The 21,887-nt window shown below is 42.4% G+C and carries 20 protein-coding genes; 6 read left to right on the forward strand and 14 right to left on the reverse strand.

Annotation, left to right across the window (positions count from 1 at the left end):
- Positions 1 to 5: 5 nt before the first annotated feature.
- Positions 6 to 419: an OsmC family protein gene (locus tag AK825_RS13105; RefSeq protein ID WP_068038307.1), complete on the reverse strand. Its 414-nt coding sequence runs from the start codon at positions 417 to 419 to the stop codon at positions 6 to 8.
- A 433-nt stretch (positions 420 to 852) separates the two neighbouring features.
- On the opposite strand from AK825_RS13105, the gene AK825_RS13110 reads away from it, so the two are divergent.
- Positions 853 to 1,374: an RNA pyrophosphohydrolase gene (locus AK825_RS13110; RefSeq protein WP_068038310.1), complete on the forward strand. Its 522-nt coding sequence runs from the start codon at positions 853 to 855 to the stop codon at positions 1,372 to 1,374.
- A gap of 78 nt (positions 1,375 to 1,452) precedes the next feature.
- Here AK825_RS13110 and AK825_RS13115 read toward each other — a convergent pair whose 3' ends face one another.
- The gene (locus tag AK825_RS13115; RefSeq protein ID WP_068038314.1) at positions 1,453 to 2,274 is read right to left on the reverse strand and encodes an NRDE family protein; all 822 of its coding nucleotides are present in this window, start codon (positions 2,272 to 2,274) and stop codon (positions 1,453 to 1,455) included.
- A gap of 81 nt (positions 2,275 to 2,355) precedes the next feature.
- On the reverse strand, positions 2,356 to 4,014 hold the full coding sequence (locus tag AK825_RS13120; protein WP_068038317.1) for a DUF4139 domain-containing protein: 1,659 nt from the start codon (positions 4,012 to 4,014) through the stop codon (positions 2,356 to 2,358).
- Between the two features lie 327 nt (positions 4,015 to 4,341).
- Here AK825_RS13120 and lgt point away from each other — a divergent pair, with 327 nt between their 5' ends.
- The 3 genes from lgt to AK825_RS13135 all read left to right on the forward strand — a co-directional run bounded on the left by lgt (position 4,342) and on the right by AK825_RS13135 (position 6,807).
- Entirely contained in the window at positions 4,342 to 5,226 is an 885-nt protein-coding gene (gene lgt, locus AK825_RS13125; RefSeq protein ID WP_068038320.1) for a prolipoprotein diacylglyceryl transferase, read from the forward strand.
- Between the two features lie 74 nt (positions 5,227 to 5,300).
- The gene (locus tag AK825_RS13130; RefSeq protein WP_068038323.1) at positions 5,301 to 6,188 is read left to right on the forward strand and encodes a thymidylate synthase; all 888 of its coding nucleotides are present in this window, start codon (positions 5,301 to 5,303) and stop codon (positions 6,186 to 6,188) included.
- Between the two features lie 49 nt (positions 6,189 to 6,237).
- Positions 6,238 to 6,807 (forward strand): dihydrofolate reductase, encoded by a 570-nt coding sequence (locus AK825_RS13135; protein ID WP_068038326.1) that lies wholly within the window; start codon positions 6,238 to 6,240, stop codon positions 6,805 to 6,807.
- 484 nt (positions 6,808 to 7,291) lie between these two features.
- Here the strand turns inward: AK825_RS13135 and uvrC are convergent, their stop codons facing one another.
- A complete protein-coding gene (gene uvrC, locus AK825_RS13140) occupies positions 7,292 to 9,136 on the reverse strand; it encodes an excinuclease ABC subunit UvrC (RefSeq protein ID WP_068038328.1) in 1,845 nt (614 codons plus the stop codon).
- 169 nt (positions 9,137 to 9,305) lie between these two features.
- The gene (locus AK825_RS13145) at positions 9,306 to 10,832 is read right to left on the reverse strand and encodes a DUF3360 family protein (protein WP_068038333.1); all 1,527 of its coding nucleotides are present in this window, start codon (positions 10,830 to 10,832) and stop codon (positions 9,306 to 9,308) included.
- 497 nt (positions 10,833 to 11,329) lie between these two features.
- On the opposite strand from AK825_RS13145, the gene AK825_RS13150 reads away from it, so the two are divergent.
- Positions 11,330 to 11,887, forward strand: coding sequence for a DUF4442 domain-containing protein (locus AK825_RS13150; RefSeq protein ID WP_068038337.1), 558 nt, complete (start codon positions 11,330 to 11,332; stop codon positions 11,885 to 11,887).
- A 194-nt stretch (positions 11,888 to 12,081) separates the two neighbouring features.
- On the opposite strand, the gene rplS is transcribed toward AK825_RS13150, so the two are convergent.
- The 4 genes from rplS to rpsP form a co-directional block, all read right to left on the reverse strand.
- Entirely contained in the window at positions 12,082 to 12,501 is a 420-nt protein-coding gene (rplS, locus tag AK825_RS13155; RefSeq protein ID WP_068038340.1) for a 50S ribosomal protein L19, read from the reverse strand.
- A gap of 161 nt (positions 12,502 to 12,662) precedes the next feature.
- The gene (gene trmD, locus AK825_RS13160) at positions 12,663 to 13,457 is read right to left on the reverse strand and encodes a tRNA (guanosine(37)-N1)-methyltransferase TrmD (RefSeq protein ID WP_068038343.1); all 795 of its coding nucleotides are present in this window, start codon (positions 13,455 to 13,457) and stop codon (positions 12,663 to 12,665) included.
- Positions 13,458 to 13,520: 63 nt separating this feature from the next.
- Positions 13,521 to 14,054 carry a ribosome maturation factor RimM gene (rimM, locus tag AK825_RS13165; protein WP_068038346.1) on the reverse strand — a complete coding sequence of 178 codons (534 nt, stop codon included), beginning with the start codon at positions 14,052 to 14,054 and terminating at the stop codon, positions 13,521 to 13,523.
- 165 nt (positions 14,055 to 14,219) lie between these two features.
- On the reverse strand, positions 14,220 to 14,489 hold the full coding sequence (gene rpsP, locus AK825_RS13170; protein ID WP_068038349.1) for a 30S ribosomal protein S16: 270 nt from the start codon (positions 14,487 to 14,489) through the stop codon (positions 14,220 to 14,222).
- Positions 14,490 to 14,742: 253 nt separating this feature from the next.
- Between rpsP and AK825_RS13175 the strand changes: the two genes are divergently transcribed.
- Positions 14,743 to 16,212 (forward strand): ATP-binding protein, encoded by a 1,470-nt coding sequence (locus AK825_RS13175; protein ID WP_068038353.1) that lies wholly within the window; start codon positions 14,743 to 14,745, stop codon positions 16,210 to 16,212.
- 46 nt (positions 16,213 to 16,258) lie between these two features.
- Here the strand turns inward: AK825_RS13175 and AK825_RS13180 are convergent, their stop codons facing one another.
- The 5 genes from AK825_RS13180 to atpD form a co-directional block, all read right to left on the reverse strand.
- Positions 16,259 to 16,438 (reverse strand): hypothetical protein, encoded by a 180-nt coding sequence (locus AK825_RS13180; protein ID WP_068038356.1) that lies wholly within the window; start codon positions 16,436 to 16,438, stop codon positions 16,259 to 16,261.
- Between the two features lie 201 nt (positions 16,439 to 16,639).
- Positions 16,640 to 18,328: an ATP-binding protein gene (locus AK825_RS13185; protein ID WP_068038359.1), complete on the reverse strand. Its 1,689-nt coding sequence runs from the start codon at positions 18,326 to 18,328 to the stop codon at positions 16,640 to 16,642.
- A 324-nt stretch (positions 18,329 to 18,652) separates the two neighbouring features.
- Complete coding sequence (locus AK825_RS13190) at positions 18,653 to 19,363, reverse strand: response regulator (RefSeq protein WP_068039516.1); 711 nt, start codon at positions 19,361 to 19,363, stop codon at positions 18,653 to 18,655.
- 539 nt (positions 19,364 to 19,902) lie between these two features.
- Positions 19,903 to 20,319: a F0F1 ATP synthase subunit epsilon gene (locus tag AK825_RS13195; RefSeq protein WP_068038362.1), complete on the reverse strand. Its 417-nt coding sequence runs from the start codon at positions 20,317 to 20,319 to the stop codon at positions 19,903 to 19,905.
- A gap of 104 nt (positions 20,320 to 20,423) precedes the next feature.
- Entirely contained in the window at positions 20,424 to 21,857 is a 1,434-nt protein-coding gene (atpD, locus tag AK825_RS13200; protein WP_068038365.1) for a F0F1 ATP synthase subunit beta, read from the reverse strand.
- Positions 21,858 to 21,887 lie beyond the last annotated feature (30 nt).

Consider the following 21,887-nt stretch of genomic DNA (forward strand, 5'->3'; position numbering starts at 1 on the left):
TACCTTTACCCTGCAATGACTTCAAAATCATGAGTAACATTTACCCCGCCTTGTACCAACATGCGACTGGCTGAGCAGTATTTTTCTGCTGATAAATGAATAGCCTTTTCAACTTGTTTATCTTTGATGTCTTGCCCTGTCACTATGAAGTGCATATGAATATCAGTATATACGGCTGGTACAGTCTCGGCGCGTTGTGCTGTCAACTCACAGCGCACGTCCGTCACTTCCTGACGCGACTTTTGCAAAATTGCTACAACGTCATAACTGGCACAACCACCAAGCCCCAACAATATCAACTCCATCGGGCTGGCACCTTTTTCTTTATCGGCATCAATCTGTACGTTATGCCCTGATGGTGACACGCCCATAAAGGCTTTATTTTCTTGCCACGTAACGCTCGCTTTTGACTCTGACATTGTTCATTGTCCTTTTATAGGTTTTGATTGAATCAATTAACTATTTTTATAGTGAGTAATATTAACAATACTTGGTTAGTGTAGCATAGGCCAAAACAAGGTTTTATAGACTATCTGTCACTCACATCAAACGCTTCTAGATAGTAACTGATATGACAAAATAGCTAGGCTTCGTTGCTTCCCTATTTATCATTTTGATCTTTTCAGTTTGCTTCCAAAACAGCCTTTCTAAGTCGCTGATTTTAAACATCTAAATTCGTGAAACATTTTATAGCAAAATACTGTTACACATTTAGGCTGTTTCTTGGTTTAATGATGGTAATGAAGCTTATTTTATTAGTGTGAATATACCATTCACCCAATAATAATTATGATTGTCGTATTTTTATGCTATTCAGATAAGCTATTTTTAAACAATTTTAAGGGTTTGTTTATGATAGATGCAGACGGCTTTCGCGCCAATGTCGGCATCATCTTGGCAAATACACAGGGGCAAGTTCTGTGGGCGAAACGTATTGGTCACAACGCTTGGCAGTTCCCGCAAGGCGGTATCGACCGCGGGGAGACGCCGATGGATGCAATGTATCGGGAGCTCTGGGAAGAGGTCGGATTATATCCTCGTCACGTAGATTTATTGGCAGTTACGCAAGATTGGTTGCGTTACCGTTTGCCAAAACGCTACGTGCGCCATGGACAATATCCACTGTGTATTGGGCAAAAACAAAAATGGTTTTTGCTGCGCTTAGATGAGCCGAACGCGCAACATATTCGCTTTGATGCGGGTAAACCTGAATTTGATCACTGGCAATGGGTAAGCTATTGGTATCCACTTGGGCAGGTGATTCACTTTAAACGCGGGGTATATCGTCGTGCTTTGCAAGAGTTAGCACGCGAATTACCCCTCAGACAAGAGCTAATTATTCCTGAACAAGATAACCATTTGTTGATGGAATAAATAGACAGCTTAATGCAAAACGTATTACGGATGCTTATATTAATATCTAGAAAATTTAGATACTAATATAAGCATTTTTTATTGCGTATTTGAATGATCATTAAATTCACAACTTATAATCTCAGCAGTAACTTTTGCATCTTTAATATCATTACGTAGCGTTAAAATACTTTGGGTGCGAGTGCCATAATTTGGTATTACTCCATCCTCAGGACCTGTCAGATCTACAGGCTCAATATAGACAGATGATAGTCTTTGTTCAATCTCAACAGCAATACCAGTATCGGGTAGTTTGTCCGCTGGCGCTGGAATGTTGTCTGACAACACAGTGAAGGCAGCGTCTCGCCAGTACTCAAGCGAGTTATTTTCTGCAATTAGCGGCAGTACTTCTTGACGGAGCCGACCACGCAAACGGTCAGTCTTAAACCAGCTGTCTTCTGGCTGACCGTTAGAGAGGACATGCAATCCTGCATACAATGGGGTTGGTGCATGACCGCGATTATTGACAATGACAGCCTGCGTGGCATCACCAATAATAAGGTTAAAGCCCGCGTAGTCTTGCAAGCTGATTTGCCGTGCAAAATCCATTGGACTTATATTACTGGTCAAAAAATCAGTGACGAGTGCGCCACGTGAGCGTTCATCCAAACTCGCCTGCACACCATCGCGAAAGTTCAGTACGGCGGCCCAGCGTCCGTTTTGCTCATAAAAATCGGTATGCTGCTCTTGATGAATACCCAACCAAGTGCCACCACTTTGGCTATCGCGTCCAGCATAGATAGGTTTATCAGACCACTGATGCAGCTCTTCGGTTGGACGCTGCAAAAACTCATCGCGATTAGACAATAGTACTAGTGGCAATTCATCAAATAGCTGCCAAGCAATGGCGACGATGCACATAGAATTCCTTTATGTTTTAAGGTTTACAGTTGTCACGCGACTATCATTTAGCGCGATTGTTATTTTACATTTTTTTGATAACTAATTGGTGTTTAGCTTCTTATCGGCAGGGTAGCTAATTTGATAAGTAGACTGTACCACTTGTGATTGCTTACTCGGCAAATCAAACTCCCAAGCGACTATGCCTTTACTGTCATTCCAATCCTGCTTAGTAACAGGTGGAGTATGGGTTGCTATAACTTTAATACTGTCATCACGGCTGACAGGCTGAGCGCTTAAAACTTGCAAGCGCATGCCACGGTTGTGCTGATTGGTAAACTGATAAGCTTGTTTGGTCGTCAAAGTTTGCAAACGATTAAATACTCCTTTATCACCTTGTTTGTCTTCATCGGTCAACTGCTTCACTAGCATATTAGGATCAACCCCAAAACCAATGCCCTGCTCTTTTAGCGATTGATAGCTATAACGCGACTGTCCAACATAGTTATCATCGCGATATAACTGTAGTGAACCATCAACCCAAGCTGGGGTCAAAAACGGCGCTGATGCATACCAATAAGCCGTTTTCTCGACGCTTGGTGTACTGCGTAGCCAAAGCTTACTATCACCAGATTGCTCATCAATCACCGTCCGTACCCGTCTACCGTCACTTGGAATGCTGATGCGCTGCGGCAAACGATATTCGGTAATGCCGTTTTTATTTTGGCTATTAACAGTAAAGCTCGGCAGCGGTGCCGTATTTGTGGCAGACTCGCCGCCACCATAGCTATCTCTTGCAGAGACTACCACTGGAGTAGCCTCCATAGCAGCTGGCGTATATCTAACCAATTCATTTTGACGCTCTTCATATAAAGATAAGAGCGGTACTCTTGGCAGCTGACTAGTGGTGTTTTGATTGGGATTAATGGTACTCAAAGTAACAGGTACGTTGGTCCAATTCTCTCCCGTTTGTTGGGCGATGACGGCGGAGGCCGTGATACTAAGCTGCTTACTCTCAGTATTTAAGCGTGCTTGATAAGTTGGCTCCCAACCTGCGCCGCGTACTTGGTAATGCAACTTTACTGAGCTTGGCATGCGGCTGGCGGTACGCACACTTACTTGCGTCACACTATTACTTGTTGAGGTTAAGCTACCTGCCATCAGCTGATTAAGTATATCTTGCGCGCGAGCTTGGCGCTGCTGAATATCCAAAATTCTTTTATTAATGCTTGCCGCTTGCGTTTCTAAATCACGCGCATTGTTCGCCAATGTACCATCCGTACTTATTTGCGTGACTTTGGTCAGATTTTGCAAGTACGCTTTGGCTAAGCGTGCCGCTTCTAACTCAGCGTTGATATCGGCTAAGGTAGCCTGTTGCGCCTGCACTTTTGCATCACCTTGGTACTGACATTGTGCTGCTTGCTCACCGCTTAAAGCTTCAATACTGACTTCACCGACATTTACATTGCCAAGTACCTGCACGCTGACACTATCTTGATCAATAGACGGTGATAAACACGAAAATATCAGCGTCTGCTCACCCGTGCCACTGATTGGCAACGTACGAGTTACGCTTGCTAAACCTTGATAAATGGTAACTTGTTCAACACTACTCATGATAGCTTGAGCAGGAGAGACACTTAAAGCTACTAGGCTAACTAAACTTAGCGGTGTCATGAGCTGTTTTAATACCAACTTGCTCGGTTTTTTTGAATAATTTTGATCACTCGAAACTGGTGCTGTTAAAAAGTAAGCGCGCATAATAATTCCTTAAAAATAATATTAATCCATTAACATCGCTGGTTAGCGCAAGCTTACGTGATCTGACGCTATGTAAAAATGACTTATTAATCTGCTTATTATTGTTCTTAAAAAGTGCTCTTGTTCGATTATTTTATGCAGTGTTTATTGTGAGCCTTATTCTAAACCCAGTTTTATATCTTAACGGTTTTCTGTCTTCCTTTCTAGATGTTACCAGCGGCAGATAAGTTGTTACGATGAAACTAGGATGACGGTAATTTGGTATGCCTAAGTAGCTATTTTTGCTATTATGACCCTCATTCTATTATCAATAATTATGATGCCCTTATGAAGATTCATCCTCAGTATGATCCCGTGGCGCTGTCCTTGGGTCCAGTAGAAGTGCACTGGTATGGCCTAATGTATTTATTAGCATTTGCCGCGGCTTATGGTCTAGCTTGGTATCGCAGTACCAAACGTGACACTTGGTCAACCGATATGGTTTCTGACTTGGTATTTTACGGCGCGCTTGGTGTCATCTTAGGTGGCCGTGTCGGTTATGTATTGTTTTATCAATTTGGCGAGCTGTTGCAAAACCCAGCGTATCTTCTCAAAGTTTGGGAAGGTGGTATGTCATTCCACGGCGGCTTCATCGGCGTAATGCTCGGCATGTGGTTCTTTGCACGCAAATATAAAAAGAGCGCTTTTGAAGTATTCGACTTCGTGGTCCCTTGTGTCCCAACTGGCTTACTGTTTGGTCGCATCGGTAACTACATCAATGGTGAGCTATGGGGACGTGTCTCTGACGGCGGTTATAACTGGTTGACTTATTTCCCGCAAGCTGCCGCCTTTGATATGCAGCAACTACAGGACAATCCACAGTTACAAGAGCTGATGACTGAAGTTAATGGGCAATACTTATTACCGCGTCATCCGTCGCAGTTATACGAAGCTTTTGCAGAAGGACTGTTATTGTTTATATTCTTATGGTGGTATTCATCGAAGCCACGTCCGCGTATGGCCGCAACCGCTGTATTCTTGTTAGGCTATGGTATCAGTCGCTTTATTATTGAGTTCTTCCGTCAACCAGATGCAGATCAAGGGTTTGTGTTGTTAGGTTGGATGACTAAAGGACAAATATTAAGCGCACCAATGATTATCCTTGGCTTTATCCTACTCATTTATGCTTACAAGCGTGGCATCTATGATTGGGGTAAGCAAGCAGCTTATTAAGCACCATTTTGCATCAAGCACTATGTTAAGAGCTATATTAAAAATACGTTTTGACAGCGTAGAAGAGCAATTTTATGAGCACTAGCAACTCCATTAGTAACAACAAACAGAGTAAAAACGAGCAAGCCTACTTGGATTTGCTGCGTCAGGTTATCAGTGAAGGTACTGAGAAAGGCGATCGTACTGGTACGGGTACGCTAAGCCACTTTGGCGCGCAGCTGCGTTTTGACTTAGGGTCAGGATTTCCATTACTGACCACCAAAAAAGTGCATTTCAAATCTATCGTCTATGAGCTATTATGGTTTTTAAGCGGTAGTACCCACGTCGATTACTTGCAAGAGCACGGTGTGCGTATCTGGAATGAATGGGCAACGGCAGAGCAGACGGCGCGCTTCAATCGTCCTGCTGGAGATTTAGGGCCAGTTTATGGTCATCAGTGGCGTAACTATGGTGCTACTAAAAACGAAGATAGTCGCTATAATAACGACGGCTTCGATCAAATCACCCAAGTCGTTGAGCAAATAAAAACCAACCCCAATTCCAGACGCTTAATCGTCTCCGGTTGGAACCCAGGTGAAGCAGAGCAAGTCGCTTTGCCACCTTGCCACACGCTGTTCCAGTTCTTTGTCGCGGACAATAAGCTGTCATGCCAGCTCTATCAACGCTCAGCAGATCTGTTTTTAGGTGTGCCGTTTAATATCGCTAGCTATGCGCTGTTGACTCATATGGTCGCGCAAGTTTGCGGACTAGAAGTTGGCGAGTTTATCTGGACGGGTGGCGATTGTCATATTTATCAAAACCACCGTGAGCAAGTCGAGTTGCAGCTGACACGTGAGCTTTATACGCTGCCAACATTGACACTTAACCCTGATGTCGATGATATTTTCGCTTTCAAATATGAAGATATTAGCGTTAATGGTTATGAGTCCCATCCTGCTATTAAAGCAAAAGTAGCGGTATAAAAATCTGTTTTTTACTCCATTTTTCTGATGAGAATAATAAGGATATATTATGAGTTATGCCCATACTGAAGTTGCCCAAATCGTTGCTATCAGTAGCAATCGCTGTATCGGCAAAGATAATGAGCTACCGTGGCATATCTCAGCAGATTTGCAGCATTTTAAAAAGATGACGACTAAACCAAATAATGGCGATATTCAAGGTATTGTCATTATGGGTCGTAAGACTTTTGAGTCGATGGACAGCAAGCCATTGCCAAATCGTGTTAGCTTTATCATTACGACGCAGCTAGATTATGCCGAGAAAAAAGGCCTCAAAGGCCGTGATGACGCTTATGTCGTACATAATTTAGATGACGCATTAACGCAAGCAGCCAGTCTCGCACACGGTGCGCATCTTGATACGATTTGCGTGATTGGTGGCGAGCGCGTCTTTAGAGAAGCATTTATGTATACCGATCGTATTGAGCTGACTCATGTAGACATTGAAATTACTGATGGCGATGCCTTTTATCCTGAGCTGCCAAAAGACTTTGAAATGTCAGCAGAATCTGAGCAGATGCACGATGAGAAAAGTGGGTTAGATTTTAGATTTGCGACTTATGTAAAAAAAGAAGGCTAATGTCATTTGATGTGACGTTGATTATTTATTACTGCAGAGGAGAAACCAAATATGCAAAATTAAAAAAGCCCAGCAACGCCAATTGCTGAGCTTAAAAAACTTTTAGATTAGACAGCTATGGAGTAAGACTCCATTGTTAGCTTACTAATTAAGTTTATTTACCTTCGACAGGTTTATATATTTTATAGTAAATGCTGATAATAGCAAATGCTAATAAATGTCTGTGCTTCATAGTTGTGAAATTATTATCATAATTATGGAGGTTATAATGACCATTCAATGCGATTATCCTAAGGCTGTGCACGTACGTTGGTATCGGAGATGTAGATTTAATCGATGGGAGCGCGTTTGTGAGCACTGCCGCAGTTATCCAAACCAACAGTTAAGTTTCGATTTTTAACGATTAGAAGCTTTTAATTGTTCATTATTAGTTTTGAAATGACAATAGTCTTAGGCTGTTGTCATTTTTCTATGGAAAACTCACTTATTCATGCAGCACTTTATAAACGGTTTTCGCTAATACCGGACCAATTCCTTGCACACCTGCCAGCTCTTGTTGGGATGCGCCAAGCAGTTGCTGCATACCGCCAAAGTGATTGAGCAAGTCACGACGTCGCTTCTCACCCAGCCCTGGTATAACTTCTAGCACCGACGATGAACGGCGCTTATCGCGCTTCTTACGGTGCGCAGTGATAGCAAAACGATGGGCCTCATCGCGAATATGCATTAATAAGTGCAATGCCTTGCTATCCATTGGCAAATCAAGCGGCTCATGTTCAATAAAGTGTAATACTTCAAGCCCAGCCTTACGCCCCTCACCTTTCGCCACACTGATAAGCAACGTATCATTAAGAATACCCAACTCTGTCAATACTTCTTTAGCGATTCCCAGCTGACCTTTACCGCCATCAATAAGCAATAGATCAGGCAATGGCTGCTTTTTATAACGGCGTGTCAGCACTTGCTTCATCGCGGCGTAATCATCACCACCCTGAATATCATGGATAGCATACTGGCGGTAATCGCGTCGGCGCGCACCACCTTGGTCAAAGACTACGCAGCTACCAATGGTCGCCTCACCCATGGTATGGGAAATATCAAAACACTCAATCCGATCAATGGTTCGGTCAGTAACATCGGCCAGCACGTCTTTGAGTGCGCCAAAGCGCGAATGTAATTCTAAATAATCACCCAGCTTAGTCTTAAGCGCATTGTTGGTATTCAGTTTGGCTAAGTCCATCCATTCTGAACGATGTTCACGTACATTGGTTTTAATGACGACTTTGCTACCGAAATGCGTAGCCAGTGCTTCACTCACCGCAACCTGATCAGGTAGCTCATGGCTCAATATAATCTCTGCTGGTAAGTCATCGGTCACCTGAAAATAAAACGAGGTAATAAAGGCGGATAAATTATCAGCGAGCGGCTCGCTACTATCGACATCAGGGAAGTAATTTTTACCACCAAGTACGCGCCCACCGCGTACCGTCAATACGTTGACACAAGTCATGCCTGCCTGACTAGCAATAGCAATCACATCGGCCTCACCCTGTACGGTATAAACCGCTTGCTTTGCCTGTACTTCGCGTAGCATAGACAGCTGGTCGCGATAAAAGACCGCTTTTTCAAAGTCTAACTCTTCGGCGGCGCCTTCCATTTTTTCAATCAAAGCGCTGTGAATGTCACTAGAGTCGCCTTTTAAAAAGCGAATGGTATTATTCACATCCTCTGCATATTCTTCTGACGATACCAAACCCACGCAAGGCGCACGGCAACGCTTAATTTGATACTCCAGACAAGGGCGCTTACGTTGCTTAAAAAAAGTATTGGTACATTGGCGCATCTGAAACATTTTTTGCATCAAAACTAATGTCTCTTTTGCCGCATGAGCAGAGGGGAAAGGCCCAAAAAAACGACCTTTTTGATGATTGCCTTTGCCGCGTCCATAAGCCAGTCTCGGATAAGGTTTATCCGCTGAAATAAACACATAGAGGTAAGATTTATCATCACGCAATAGTACGTTATAAGGCGGACGGTACTCTTTAATCAAGTTTTGCTCAAGCAGTAATGCCTCGGTCTCACTACGGGTAATAATGGTCTCAATGTTATGAATCCGCGCCACCAATGCCCGTGTCTTTGGGTGGTCAATCGTCTTAGCAAAGTAGCTGTTGACGCGGCTTTTAAGCGACTTGGCTTTACCCACATATAAAATATCACCATTTTTACCCAGCATTTTATAGACACCTGGCAAATTTGGCAGACGTTTAATTAGATGCTTAAGACGGGCTTTTTTATCATCGACGGGGCTTGTTTCTGAGACGTTAACCATAGAATTTATTGCTCTCAAGATACTGATATATAGCTGTTTATGGGGCGATAGCGAAAGCTTTGCAAGGTAACTATCAGTGTAACGTCAGACAGAAAAAAAGCCAGCACCTAGCCGACTTTTTCTAATGATTAAAATGTTGTTTGTGTAGCTTATATAGAATAAAACCCTATTAATGACGGAAGTTCGGTAGCAATGCTGGGATACCCGGCAACATACCTACAATAGCCATAACCCCAGTTAATATCACAAAAGTGACAACAGGGATAATCCAGCGGCTCATCTTCGACAGATTAGCACTACGCTCTTTAGACCCAATTAAGCCTAAGTTATCAAGTACAAGTGTAATCGACCACCCAAAAGCAGGATTCACCAGTGCCGATGCAAATACCACAATCGCTGCAGACTGCGTGGTTTTTCCTTCGCGTGTCATCTCCATACCCGCTTCAAGTAGCGGAATAAAAACGCCGACAATTAGCGCCACACACATTACTGGCTCCCAAATGGCCAAATCCATCGGGTAGCCCCAGATACCTGCAATGAGACAGAACAACCCCGTTAATACAGCACCTGCTGGAATAGGACGCTTGGCAATCGCTGCTGGCACAATATATGTACCCCATGATGACGCAAAGTTTGCACCGCCCAATACTGAGCCTGCCACCTGACGAATGGAGGCACTGGTCATCGTATCATCGATATCCATCAGTACACGCTCAGTGCGTTTTGGATAGCTTATTTTTTGGAAGACTTGATGACCTAAGAAGTCTGGTGACCACATGGCTACTGCCAAAACCGCAAATGGTAGCACCACAACGAAGCTCTCAACCGTTGGCAGACCTAGCATCCAACCTGTATCTTCACCCCACCAATACATCGGATTCATATTTGGCAAGCCAGGTGCAGTTTCAAAGGCAAAGGGTGCACCCATAGCAAATGCCACGCCACCACCTAATAAGCAGCTAAGCGGCACAGCCAGCCAACGCTTTTGGAAATTCTCTAACACGGCATAAAGTATAATCGTCAATAGAATGACCACAAAGGCGATATGCGCCATGCCAATGCCTTCTGCCCAAGCAAAGAGGTTTTTGACTTGTGAGATGGTGCCAATAAAGCCCAAATAAAGCAGCAACCCACCGCACACGCCTTTACTGGTCAAGTTTGCCAGCAAACTCCCCCCTTTACTGATTGCCAGCAATAAACCAAAGGCACCAATAAGTAGACCAAAGGCCATTGGATGACCACCAGCGGCAACAACAATAGGAATAAGTGGAATAAGCGGACCATGCGTACCAGCAAGGTTGGCAGTCGGTAGCAGGAAGCCTGAGAATAAGATAACAAAAAACGAGACAATTAACAGCTCATAACGGACGTTTTCTAGAACAAAAGCATCACTTAGACCAAGTGGTCCTGCAAAAGTTGCTGCAATAGCGCCGACCATAACGACTTTACCAATTGTCGCTGCCATTGCTGGAATAGTATCTTCATATTCAAAACGATAATCACGGAACGGTAAATTGGCACGCCAGCGCTTTGGCTGCATAATTTGTAGTTCATGATTTAGATAATCATCACGGCTATCAAAGCTTGAGTTCGGCTGATGCAAATCAGCATAGCTACCTTGCAATTCGTTATCGTAATGGGATGAATTTGACTGCTGCGGATTAGACCCTGAAGCGGGGATCTTGTTACTACTCATCACATCTCCTTATGCTGACTGAGGATTCGATTTTTTATAAATGACGACTTATTTGCCCGAAGTTGTACAAAAAATAAGCTGCCCAACACAAATTGGCAGCCATTGTATGCTATCAAGACAAAGATTGCGAGTTTCGGAGCTAAAACTGTCCTGCATTTATCAACATCTAACTCATAATTAAAACCATGCTGGGAGCATTCTTACGCTAATTAAAAGACTTTTACACATATTGAAAGTCAGTTAAACATTTAATAAAGTATTAATATTATTAAATGTTTAACACTCGTTACGCTTTAAGACTGGTGACGATTTTTATTTTTGATTATGATGGATATCTTTTCGTCAGCCAGTGCTCAATAGAATAGGAATAATAAGTATAGATGCGCCCACACTTGAAGATTGTTACAGATCTCACTAGATATTAATTCATCGCCTACTCTATTAGCATTCCGATTTATATATCAGGCTTGATTATCGAAAGACAGAAGGATAACAGTATGAGCTTCCTACCCAAGAATTTAGAGAACTTAAGACGCAAAACTAAAAAGAATATTATGCCCCTACTAACACCGCATTTACTCAAGCTGCGTATTAATACTTATGCGCCTTATGTCGGTGCTGGTATTAAGGTCGAGCATGTCGACTTGGATCAAGGTTTGTGCGTAGTAAGTATGGGTCTTAACAGTCTGAATAAAAACATCGTTGGTACGCAATTCGGTGGTAGCTTGTATTCAATGGTCGACCCTTTTTATATGCTAATGCTTATGCATCAATTGGGCAGTACTTATGTAGTATGGGATAAAAGCTCACATATTGAGTTCATTGCACCTGGCAATAGTAAAGTTACCACTCGCATGAAAATTCCCAGTACAGAAATTGCCACTATTCAAGATTTAGCAAAAGATGGTGAACCAGTATTCCGCGAATATAGAACGGATATTGTTGATAGTCAGCAAAAAATTATTGCTACCGTTACTAAAACGATTTACATTCGTTTGCGTAAGCACAGCAAGTCTAAAGACCAAAGCAACCGTATAGATAACATTGACTTCTAGGTTTAAAACTTAAAGCTATACAAACAAAAACCCCAATCTGGCATCTGCACAGATTGGGGTTTTGTCTTTTTTGGTACGCCTACTTATTTATATGATAAACCTATGAATAAGGGCTTGTATCTACTTTTGCTTGGTTGCGTACCGTACTATAGACGGTTCATCAACTACAGCAAGCTTAAGCGAAATGCTTAAACTTAGATACCAGGTGCAGTCTCAACTGCACTAGGTACGCCTGCATCAGTTTTTTTCTGAGTTGGACGTGCAACCAGCTTTTCGCGGATACGTGCTGATTTACCAGAACGTTCACGTAAGTAGTATAGTTTCGCACGGCGAACAGCACCGCGGCGTTTCACTTCAATGCTATCGATGATTGGTGAATGCAATTGGAATGCACGCTCAACACCAACGCCGCTTGAAATTTTACGTACGGTAAACGCTGAGTTTAGACCACGGTTACGCTTAGCAATTACAACGCCTTCAAAAGCCTGTAAACGCTCACGTTCGCCTTCACGTACTTTTACTTGTACCACAACGGTATCGCCGGGTGCAAAGTTTGGGCGCTCAAGCAATTGAGCGTTTTCGATGACCTGAACCAATGGATGCTTGTTGCTCATGAGAGTTATCTCCTCACATTAGATAATAGAGGCTTAACGCATATCACCTGTTTGTAATAATTAATCGTGCCTATTATTAATAGTTTGTATTGATTTATATTAATAACAGACACAACATAAATGGGGTCTGAAAAACGGCCATTATCGTATGGCCTGTTTTATTATTGATCAAGATTCTCAGTATTAACTGTTTTTGAACTATTCTTTTTTGCTAGTGCTTTTAGCCATGCAGCTTGTTGCGCGCTTGGTGTAAACACTTGCCATAAGTCTGGTCGTCGCACTTTGGTACGTTCGACCTGTTGACTAAAGCGCCACTTAGCGATATTAGCATGGTGGCCAGATAGCAATACCTCAGGTACTGCCATACCGGCAAACTCATGCGGCTTAGTATAGTGTGGACAATCAAGCAAACCATCGACAAACGAGTCTTGTTCAGCTGACTTGTCATCACCCATTGTATCGGGTAGACGACGTATTACACTATCCATTAATACCATCGCTGGCAGCTCGCCACCACTTAGCACATAGTCTCCAATCGACACTTCCATATCAACATACTGCGATAGTAGGCGCTCATCAATGCCTTCGTAACGACCACATAATAAAATCATGCCATCATACTCAGCCATACTGACCACACTACTCTCGCTCAGCGTTTGTCCTTGTGGCGACATATAAATCACCGGACAATGCGCTTTATCGATACGGCAGCCATGTTGACTAGCGCGCAATCGAGCATCTTCAATAGCTTGCGACAATGGCTCTGCCATCATTACCATACCAGGTCCACCGCCATAAGGACGTTCATCAATACGGCGGTAATTATCCGTGGTATAGTCGCGTGGATTAATGCATTCAATTGTGACCTGCTCCTGAGTCACTGCTCGTCCCGTAATACCAAAATCACGAATCGTAGCAAACATCTCAGGGAAAATACTAATCACAGCGAAATACATCTGACCTCTGCTTAAATAACGACTGTATGAATATATTATTAATTCAATTCTATTAAGATTAAATCAATAATCGCTTGGCCATGCGACATAAACTGCTTTATCGGTCATATCGACCTTTATGACAGTTTGTGTATGCCATGGTATCAGGCGCTCTTCATTATCTAAGCTGTCTGATTTTGCCGCTACACGCATAATGTCATGAGCGCCGGTTTCAAACATCTCAGCAATATTACCAAGATACTCATCTTGCTCATTCAAAACTCTCAGCCCAACCAAATCCGACCAAAAAAACTCGTCTTCAGAAGCTTCAGGCAGTGAGTCTTTAGCGACCCAGATAGCGACACCGTTCATGGTTTCAGCAATATTACGGTCAGGAACTTGCTCGAACTGAGCCACAAGTCCTGTACCTTGCTGACGCCACTTGCTAACAGTCAACGGCTTCATACCAGTGGCAGTTTTGATCCACCAAGGCTGCATGCCAAATATTGCCTCATGCTGATCAGTGTCACTAAACACCCATAGCCAGCCTTTAATACCGTAAGGCTTTTTAAGCTGGCCGATCTTCATAAGAGTGCTGACGTCTGGAACAGATGACATAACGGCTGACCTAACAATGAGTAAAACAGCGATTGTCGATATAAAAACAACCGAACTAAATAGTAAAAACAGTTAATGGCGTACACCAGTAAAACCAGTTACGCTATGTATTTTAAAGTAGACTAAATAACGTAAAGTACGCTATTAGTACTCAACAACCAAAACTTAAGCAGTTGCTTCAGTTTGAGCTGCAGACTTGTTGTAAGCTTTTACTAATGAAGCAACGCGATCTGAAGGTTGTGCACCTTTAGCGATCCACGCATTGTACGCTTCCATGTTTAGGCGTACTGCTTCTTCAGACTCTTTAGCGAGTGGGTTAAAAAAGCCGATGTTTTCAATATAGCGACCGTCACGCGCGCGGCGTTGATCAGCAACAACTACTTGATAAAATGGGCGTTTCTTGGCACCGCCCCGTGCTAAACGAATAACAACCATGTGAATTCTCTCTTTCGCAGGTATACCAAAAAGGGCATAATTATATCACAGTCTTGTTTTATTGAAAACATAAACTGTGTTTATTTAATCACTATTATTACAATAGCTTAAATACCATTTGCAATCCCATTATATTAGGCATTATTCGTTGATAAAGTAGCCAATATCCAGCATTTAACGATAGTAATCCCATAGCACCTGAGTCACTATTGCACTATACTTTATTGCATTCTTGCAAGAGCTATAGATTCTTATGATCAATCCAACTCCTCGTTTGCGTCGAATTGCTTGGCTGCCCCATTCATACTCTAGTACTTGGCTGACGACTTTAATGGTCGCTTTCATAGTAATCATCAGTGTCGGTCTGTCAATTTGGTTTTTTTGGCGCAGTCTGTATCTGCCAGAGCTCAAAAACCACGCTCGCTACCTAACGAGTGAGCTGCGCTTAATGAATAGTGTCAGAGAAGATTGGCGAGATAACCCAAAAATGCAACAGTGGGTCTATAAGAATTCGCACGTAGTAGTGATTGATAATCCTAGTGATTTTCCGCAGGTTGAAGATAAAGCCTTTGTAGGAGTATTTACAGACGTTTTACAACGTGAAATTGGCGCACAATTAGGACGACCTGTCGAAGTTTATTTCAAATTTAAGCCCACACCTCAACTGTGGGTACAAGATAGCCGTAATCAAAGTTTTTGGATTCGTGAACCAGTCGTCTATTATTCGCAATACAGTCCAACATTGTTAGCCCTATTTTTATTAGGACTACCTATTTTGACCCTACTGACGATTATATTGTTAGCACGTCAATTAAACCGTCCCCTTCGTCATTTACAACGTGCTGCAACCAATTATATCAGTCTTGGTCACGCGACTACCTTGCCCACGCGCGCAGGTCCTACCGAGATTCGACAAGTTAATATGGCATTTAATCGACTGTTTACCACACTTAATCAAGCGCAAAAAGAGCGGACTATCATGCTTGCTGGTATCTCACATGACCTGCGCACCCCGCTGACACGCATGCGCTTAACAGCCGAGATGCTGCCAGATGACTTTTTCCGTGAAGGGTTGATTTACGATATTGAAGATATGGATGCAATTTTGGAGCAGTTTATATCTTTTATGAAAGATGGCTCTGATGAGCCTGTGCACCTGACCAATCTAGACGCTATATTTAATGAGATTATGGTGCAGTTTGCGCCTATGAAGTTTGTTTACCAATCAGAACTTCAGAAAGCCGTACCGATACGGCCCCTGTCGATCAAACGCTTGGTTATTAACCTTGTGAACAATGCCAATCGTTATGGTAAACCGCCGATCTATCTATCAGCCACGGTCGTACCGACTTTTATAGAGGCAGCAGTTACAGAAGATACTGATATAGTCACGGAGAGCAAGGTTAATGAAGAAGCTCAAGAGCAATTGATGATATGTGTGCGCGACTGTGGTGATGGTGTCGCAGAAGATCAGTTAGAGCGTATTATGCAGCCATTTGAACGAGGTGAGACAGCACGTACTACTCAAGGTAGCGGGCTTGGTCTAGCCATTGTTAGTCGTATCGCACGTCTACATCACGGTACTGTAGAAGCCATCAATCATCCAGATGGTGGCCTACAAGTTTGTGTCCGCATCCCTCTTCTATCTAAAGTTGCTGGTGAAGAGACCGTCGCTAATAAGCTTCCTAAGCCAGACAATGCTGTTAATGGTGAGGACTACTGATGGTATTAGCTAAAGAAGACCATAGAAAAACTGTTTGAAGAGAGTATTATTCTTTAGTACCAATCAATGGTGGTATATGCTTAGCACTATTAGTAAATGTCATAGGGTGTGTCAGCTCAGCTTGCGCCGCTTGTAGACTTTCGGTAGCAGTTGGTTGTTGTACAAACAAGTAGTAACCAAGCATTAATGCATTCAATAGCACTAAACCACCAAATAAATAAGGCATCCTCAATCTCCTTTTAAAACTTGCATTCAAAATAATGATAAATATAGTATTACCGTAAATATGATTATTAGCTCATTACCGTATGACATATTGCTTCTATTAGTATCTCATGCGGTCAACTCAATCAACCATGCTAAATAGTACTTTTAATTAACACCATTTCATTGTGTTGGCCATTTGCTAGTTAGCATAACTGCTAGGTCACTCATTATCAAAATCACGGTTGCTTTTTTCTTGAGTCAACTCATCAGCGGCTAGAACTTGTGTTAATGGCTTGATAGGCCATGTCATGACAAATCTTGCGCCACCCAGATCATCACTCTCATCTACTTTCATACTACCATTGAACCAAAACGCAATGCGCGACACGATAGACAGTCCTAGCCCATAACCACCTGATGCTCGGGTACGACTATCGTCTAAACGTGAAAATGGAATAAAGACCTTTTCGCGATCAGCTTCAGCAATACCATGGCCGTCATCTTCAACACTCACGAAAGCATTACCCTTTTTGACACCAGCACTGATAATTATAGTGGTTTCTGCATAGCGCAACGCATTACCAGCAAGGTTTTGAATAACTCGGTGTAAATAACGTCGATCCGCTATCGCTGTCACTTTCGCACTAGGTGGCTGCCCAACGATTTTGATAGATTTACCTAAAGCGTTGGTTTCACGCACTACCTGTTCAATGAGTTCCTTAAGGTTTACTGGCTCTAAATCTAACTTTGGCGAACCTTCCTCAAGCTTTGCATAAGTCAAAATCTCGTCAATTAGCCCGTTAAGTGCTTCGATATCTTCATCAATATAGTCACGCTGCATATGGCGTGAGTCTTCATCATCTGTATCAGCAAGCATATCTACAGCAAAGCGAATACGGGCAACGGGGGTACGTAATTCATGCGATACCGCTCGCGTCAACTCGCGCTGCGATTCAATCAAGCGTTTAATGTGTTCTGTCATGGCATTAAATGTCGCGGATAAACGCGCAATTTCATCTTGTCCAATGACCTGTACCTGAATATCAAGATTGCCTTGGCTGACTTCGTTAACCCCTACTTGAATCAGCTGTAACTTACGCTCAAGTGGGAAAATCAACGCATAAACACCTAGGCTAATTAAGAACATGCTGATCAGAACCATACTGATAATTAGATTTAATGGGAACCAGTTAAACAGAGGGACAGGACCCATTACAATAGCCATGTCATTGATTTCGGAAGGTACAATGATTCTAATGGCTGAGTTACCTCGGCTAGTGCTACTATCTTGAAATAATATAACCACTTCATCACGACGTAAACGCGCCATCTGATCATTATCTAAACCTAACGCATTGACACCTTTAAGCTCCAATGGAAAAGAAAATTTCTCTTCTAATTCTTTTAGACGTGTGCGCTTAGCCGACAATGTCGTATAGTAGGACAAGTCATCTAGTAAAAATACTGCCATGGCACGTACTTGTTGTTCTGTGACCTGCGATATTCTGACTGTTAATACGCTGTTGCCATCTGGCAGACGGTGATAGACATCGGCATAGGTAGGCTGATTAATATAGCGCACCACCGTGTCACCATTGTCAAAACGGCGCAGCTCGCTTGAGCTGAAGTCAATCCCATTTATAGGTACAATACGAAAAGTCGAACCAAACAGACTACTGGCATCTGATAACCAATATTCGCGCTGAGTCTCGCTTATTTGACGTCCTATGCCTTCACTCACCAAATAAAAAGCCCCTGTGGCCATATTTTCACGATATGACTGTACCCGTTCCTTATTGATAGTATCCATCAATAACTGGGCAAATAAAGCTACACAGAGGCAGACTATCAACAGTCCGGCATAAATTCGAACAAAAATACTGTGCTTTAGAGAAGAGACTAATGACATACGTGCCGTGACCAAACTGTTGAATAGTAACTGCTAATACCACTCTGTATTGTGAATGACATTAAGCACTGTTTAATAAGATAGAATCTTGAGTTATATATTTCACTGCTATATTTTAATGCGATAAACTACATGCGAAAACTGGCTAAAACCATATCTGTACAGTATATATTCAGCTAGCGTCCATAATTATCGCTTAATTAAACCACATAACGCTTCTCTTAAGTTTAAAAACTTAAAATTTAGCCACAAAAAAACCAGCAGAGCGCTGGTTTTTTATTAATCTGATCGCAACGACAAGTCATTGTCTAGATCAAAGTAAGCTTAGTTGCCTTCTTTAACGAACAGATAGCCTTTACTGCGTACCGTCTTAATACGTTTTGGATTTTCTGGATCATCACCAATTTTAGGACGAATACGTGAGATACGCACATCGATAGAGCGATCTTGACCATCATATTCGATACCACGCAGACGCTCAAAGATATCTTCGCGTGACAGAATGCGACCAGCATTAGACGCAAGTAACCATAATAGATCATATTCAGCACTGGTAAAGTCAACCAACTCATCACCTAGTGTCACAGAGCGACCACCATTATCGATGACCAATTCACCAAACTCAAGACGCTGTGGTACATCTTCTGATGGTGCATTTTCAGAGCGACGTAGCAAAGCACGGATACGTGCTAACAGCACACGTGGTTGAGCTGGCTTAGCAACGTAATCATCAGCACCCATCTCAAGACCTAATACCTGATCCATATCTTCTGTACGTGCCGTCAGCATCAGAATTGGGTTTTGATAATGTGGACGCACTTCACGACAAACGGTCAGACCATCACTACCAGGAAGCATGACATCAAGTACCACTAAATCTGGTTGTTCATTGACGATACGACGAATGGCGCGATTACCATCAGTTTCAATGGCTACTTCTAAACCATTCTTGACCAAATAATCTTGAGTCAACATAGCCAGACGCTCATCATCCTCAACAATCAAAATTCGGGGGGTGTTGTCTTCTTCAGTCATTGTCATTGTTGTATCCTCTAATGTATAAAAATTAATAGCAGGGAATTTAGTAGCACAATAAAATGGAACAATTGATGTTCTTATGGATGGTGCAAACGTGGTAGGACAGTATACTATCAAATAGTCAGCTTCCTATACTATAGCTTATTGTCGTTAACAAAACCTATAAAGAAGATATCCTAAAATTTTAGTCAACGTCCAGTAATTTTAAGTTTTTAATTACTACTATGATTAACTATAGCCCTAACTAGCTATAAATCAAATATTATAGAAAAATTGTTCAGTGACTACTAAAGCTCACTACTCACAATATAACTAAATATAACCATTACTGCTAGTGGCTTAGATGTAGCTAGTATATCGAACTCAATAAGTTCGTTAGTTACTTTGATAAAAGTAAACATTTAAGCTCTAAACAGTCTTTACGTTATTGCTGATTATAATCATTAGCACTTTTCTTGCAGCAAAAAAAACAGCCCTTAAAGGACTGTTTTTATAATACATTAATTAGCGTTAAAATGAAGTATTTTCAAACAACCTTAAGCACGGTTTTTATATTTGCGGATAGTCTGTAACTGTGCAACTGACTCTGCTAATGAAGCTAATGCTGCATTGGTTTGGACAGTATCAGACTGGTTAACGAGCATCTGTTCAGCTTTCTTACGTGCTTCAACGATTTTACTTTCGTCAAGGTTATGTGCACGCATCGCTGTATCGGCTAACACCGTAACCATTTTTGGTTGTACTTCTAACACACCACCTGATACGTAAATGACTTCTTCTTCACCGTTAGGCGTTTGCACTCGCATCGGGCCAGGTTTTAGCAAAGTAATAAGTGGTGTGTGGCCTGGCAACACACCAATTTCGCCTTCGCTACCGCTAGCGATTAACATACTTATTTCGCCTGAATATAACTCTTCACGGGCACTTACGACGCGACATTGTAACGTTGCCATACCTAATTCCTTACGTTCAAAACACAATCAAAACTGCGATGCATTACTGACGAGTAGACATCATAATTATAATCTATCTACTCGTTAGCGACTACTGATACAAATTACGCTGCAGAAGATTTCATTTTTTCTGCTTTAGCAACTACTTCGTCGATGCCACCAGCCATATAGAATGCTTGTTCTGGTAGATCATCATACTCACCAGCAATAATTGCTTTAAAGCTAGCAATGGTATCGCGTAGTGGTACATATTTACCAGGAGCACCAGTAAAGACTTCGGCAACGTGGAATGGCTGTGATAAGAAGCGCTGAATCTTACGCGAACGATAAACGACTAGCTTATCTTCTTCTGATAACTCATCCATACCTAGGATGGCAATGATGTCTTTTAGCTCTCTATAGCGCTGCAAGATTTCCTGTACGCCACGAGCAACATTATAATGCTCTTCGCCAATTACTAATGGATCTAGCTGACGCGAGGTTGAATCCAATGGATCAACCGCAGGATAGATACCTTGTGAAGCGATATCACGGCTTAGTACAACAGTCGCATCCAAGTGAGCAAACGTCGTTGCTGGTGATGGATCCGTCAAATCATCCGCAGGAACATATACGGCTTGAACTGAAGTAATAGAACCTGACTGCGTTGAAGTAATACGCTCTTGTAGCATACCCATCTCTTCAGCGAGTGTTGGCTGATAACCAACTGCTGATGGCATACGACCTAACAATGCTGATACTTCAGTACCGGCTAGTGTATAGCGATAAATGTTATCAACGAATAATAGTACGTCACGACCTTTACCAGTTTCAGGATCTTTGGTATCACGGAAGTACTCAGCCATGGTCAAACCAGACAGTGCAACACGTAGACGGTTACCTGGTGGCTCATTCATCTGACCATATACCATCGCAACTTTAGATTTGCTAAAGTCTTCAGTATTTACAACGCCAGCTTCTTGCATTTCGTGATAGAAGTCATTCCCTTCACGCGTACGCTCACCAACGCCAGCAAATACTGACAGACCTTCATGTTTAAGGGCGATGTTATTGATCAATTCCATCATGTTGACGGTTTTACCAACACCAGCACCACCAAACAGACCAACTTTACCACCTTTCGCAAACGGGCAAAGTAGATCGATAACTTTAATACCAGTCTCTAACAGCTCAGTGCTGTTTGACTGATCCGCATAGCTTGGTGCTTCACGGTGGATAGACCATTTTTCGTCAGCCTCTACAGGACCTTCTTCATCGATAGGACGACCAAGAACATCCATAATGCGACCAAGCGTACCGATACCAACAGGCACAGCAATAGGTGCACCAGTGTTGGTAACAGATAGGTTACGCTTTAGACCTTCGGTTGATCCCATGGCAATAGTACGTACAATGCCATCACCTAGCTGTTGCTGCACTTCTAGGGTGGTTTCGGTACCGTCTACTTGCAAGGCATCATAAATCTGAGGAACTTCGTTACGGTTGAACTCAACGTCAAGAACCGCGCCAATAATCTGTACAATACGACCGCTACTCATTGCGTTCTCCTTGAACTTCTATATATAGGT

The organism is Psychrobacter sp. P11G5, assembly GCF_001593305.1.
Classification (GTDB): domain Bacteria; phylum Pseudomonadota; class Gammaproteobacteria; order Pseudomonadales; family Moraxellaceae; genus Psychrobacter.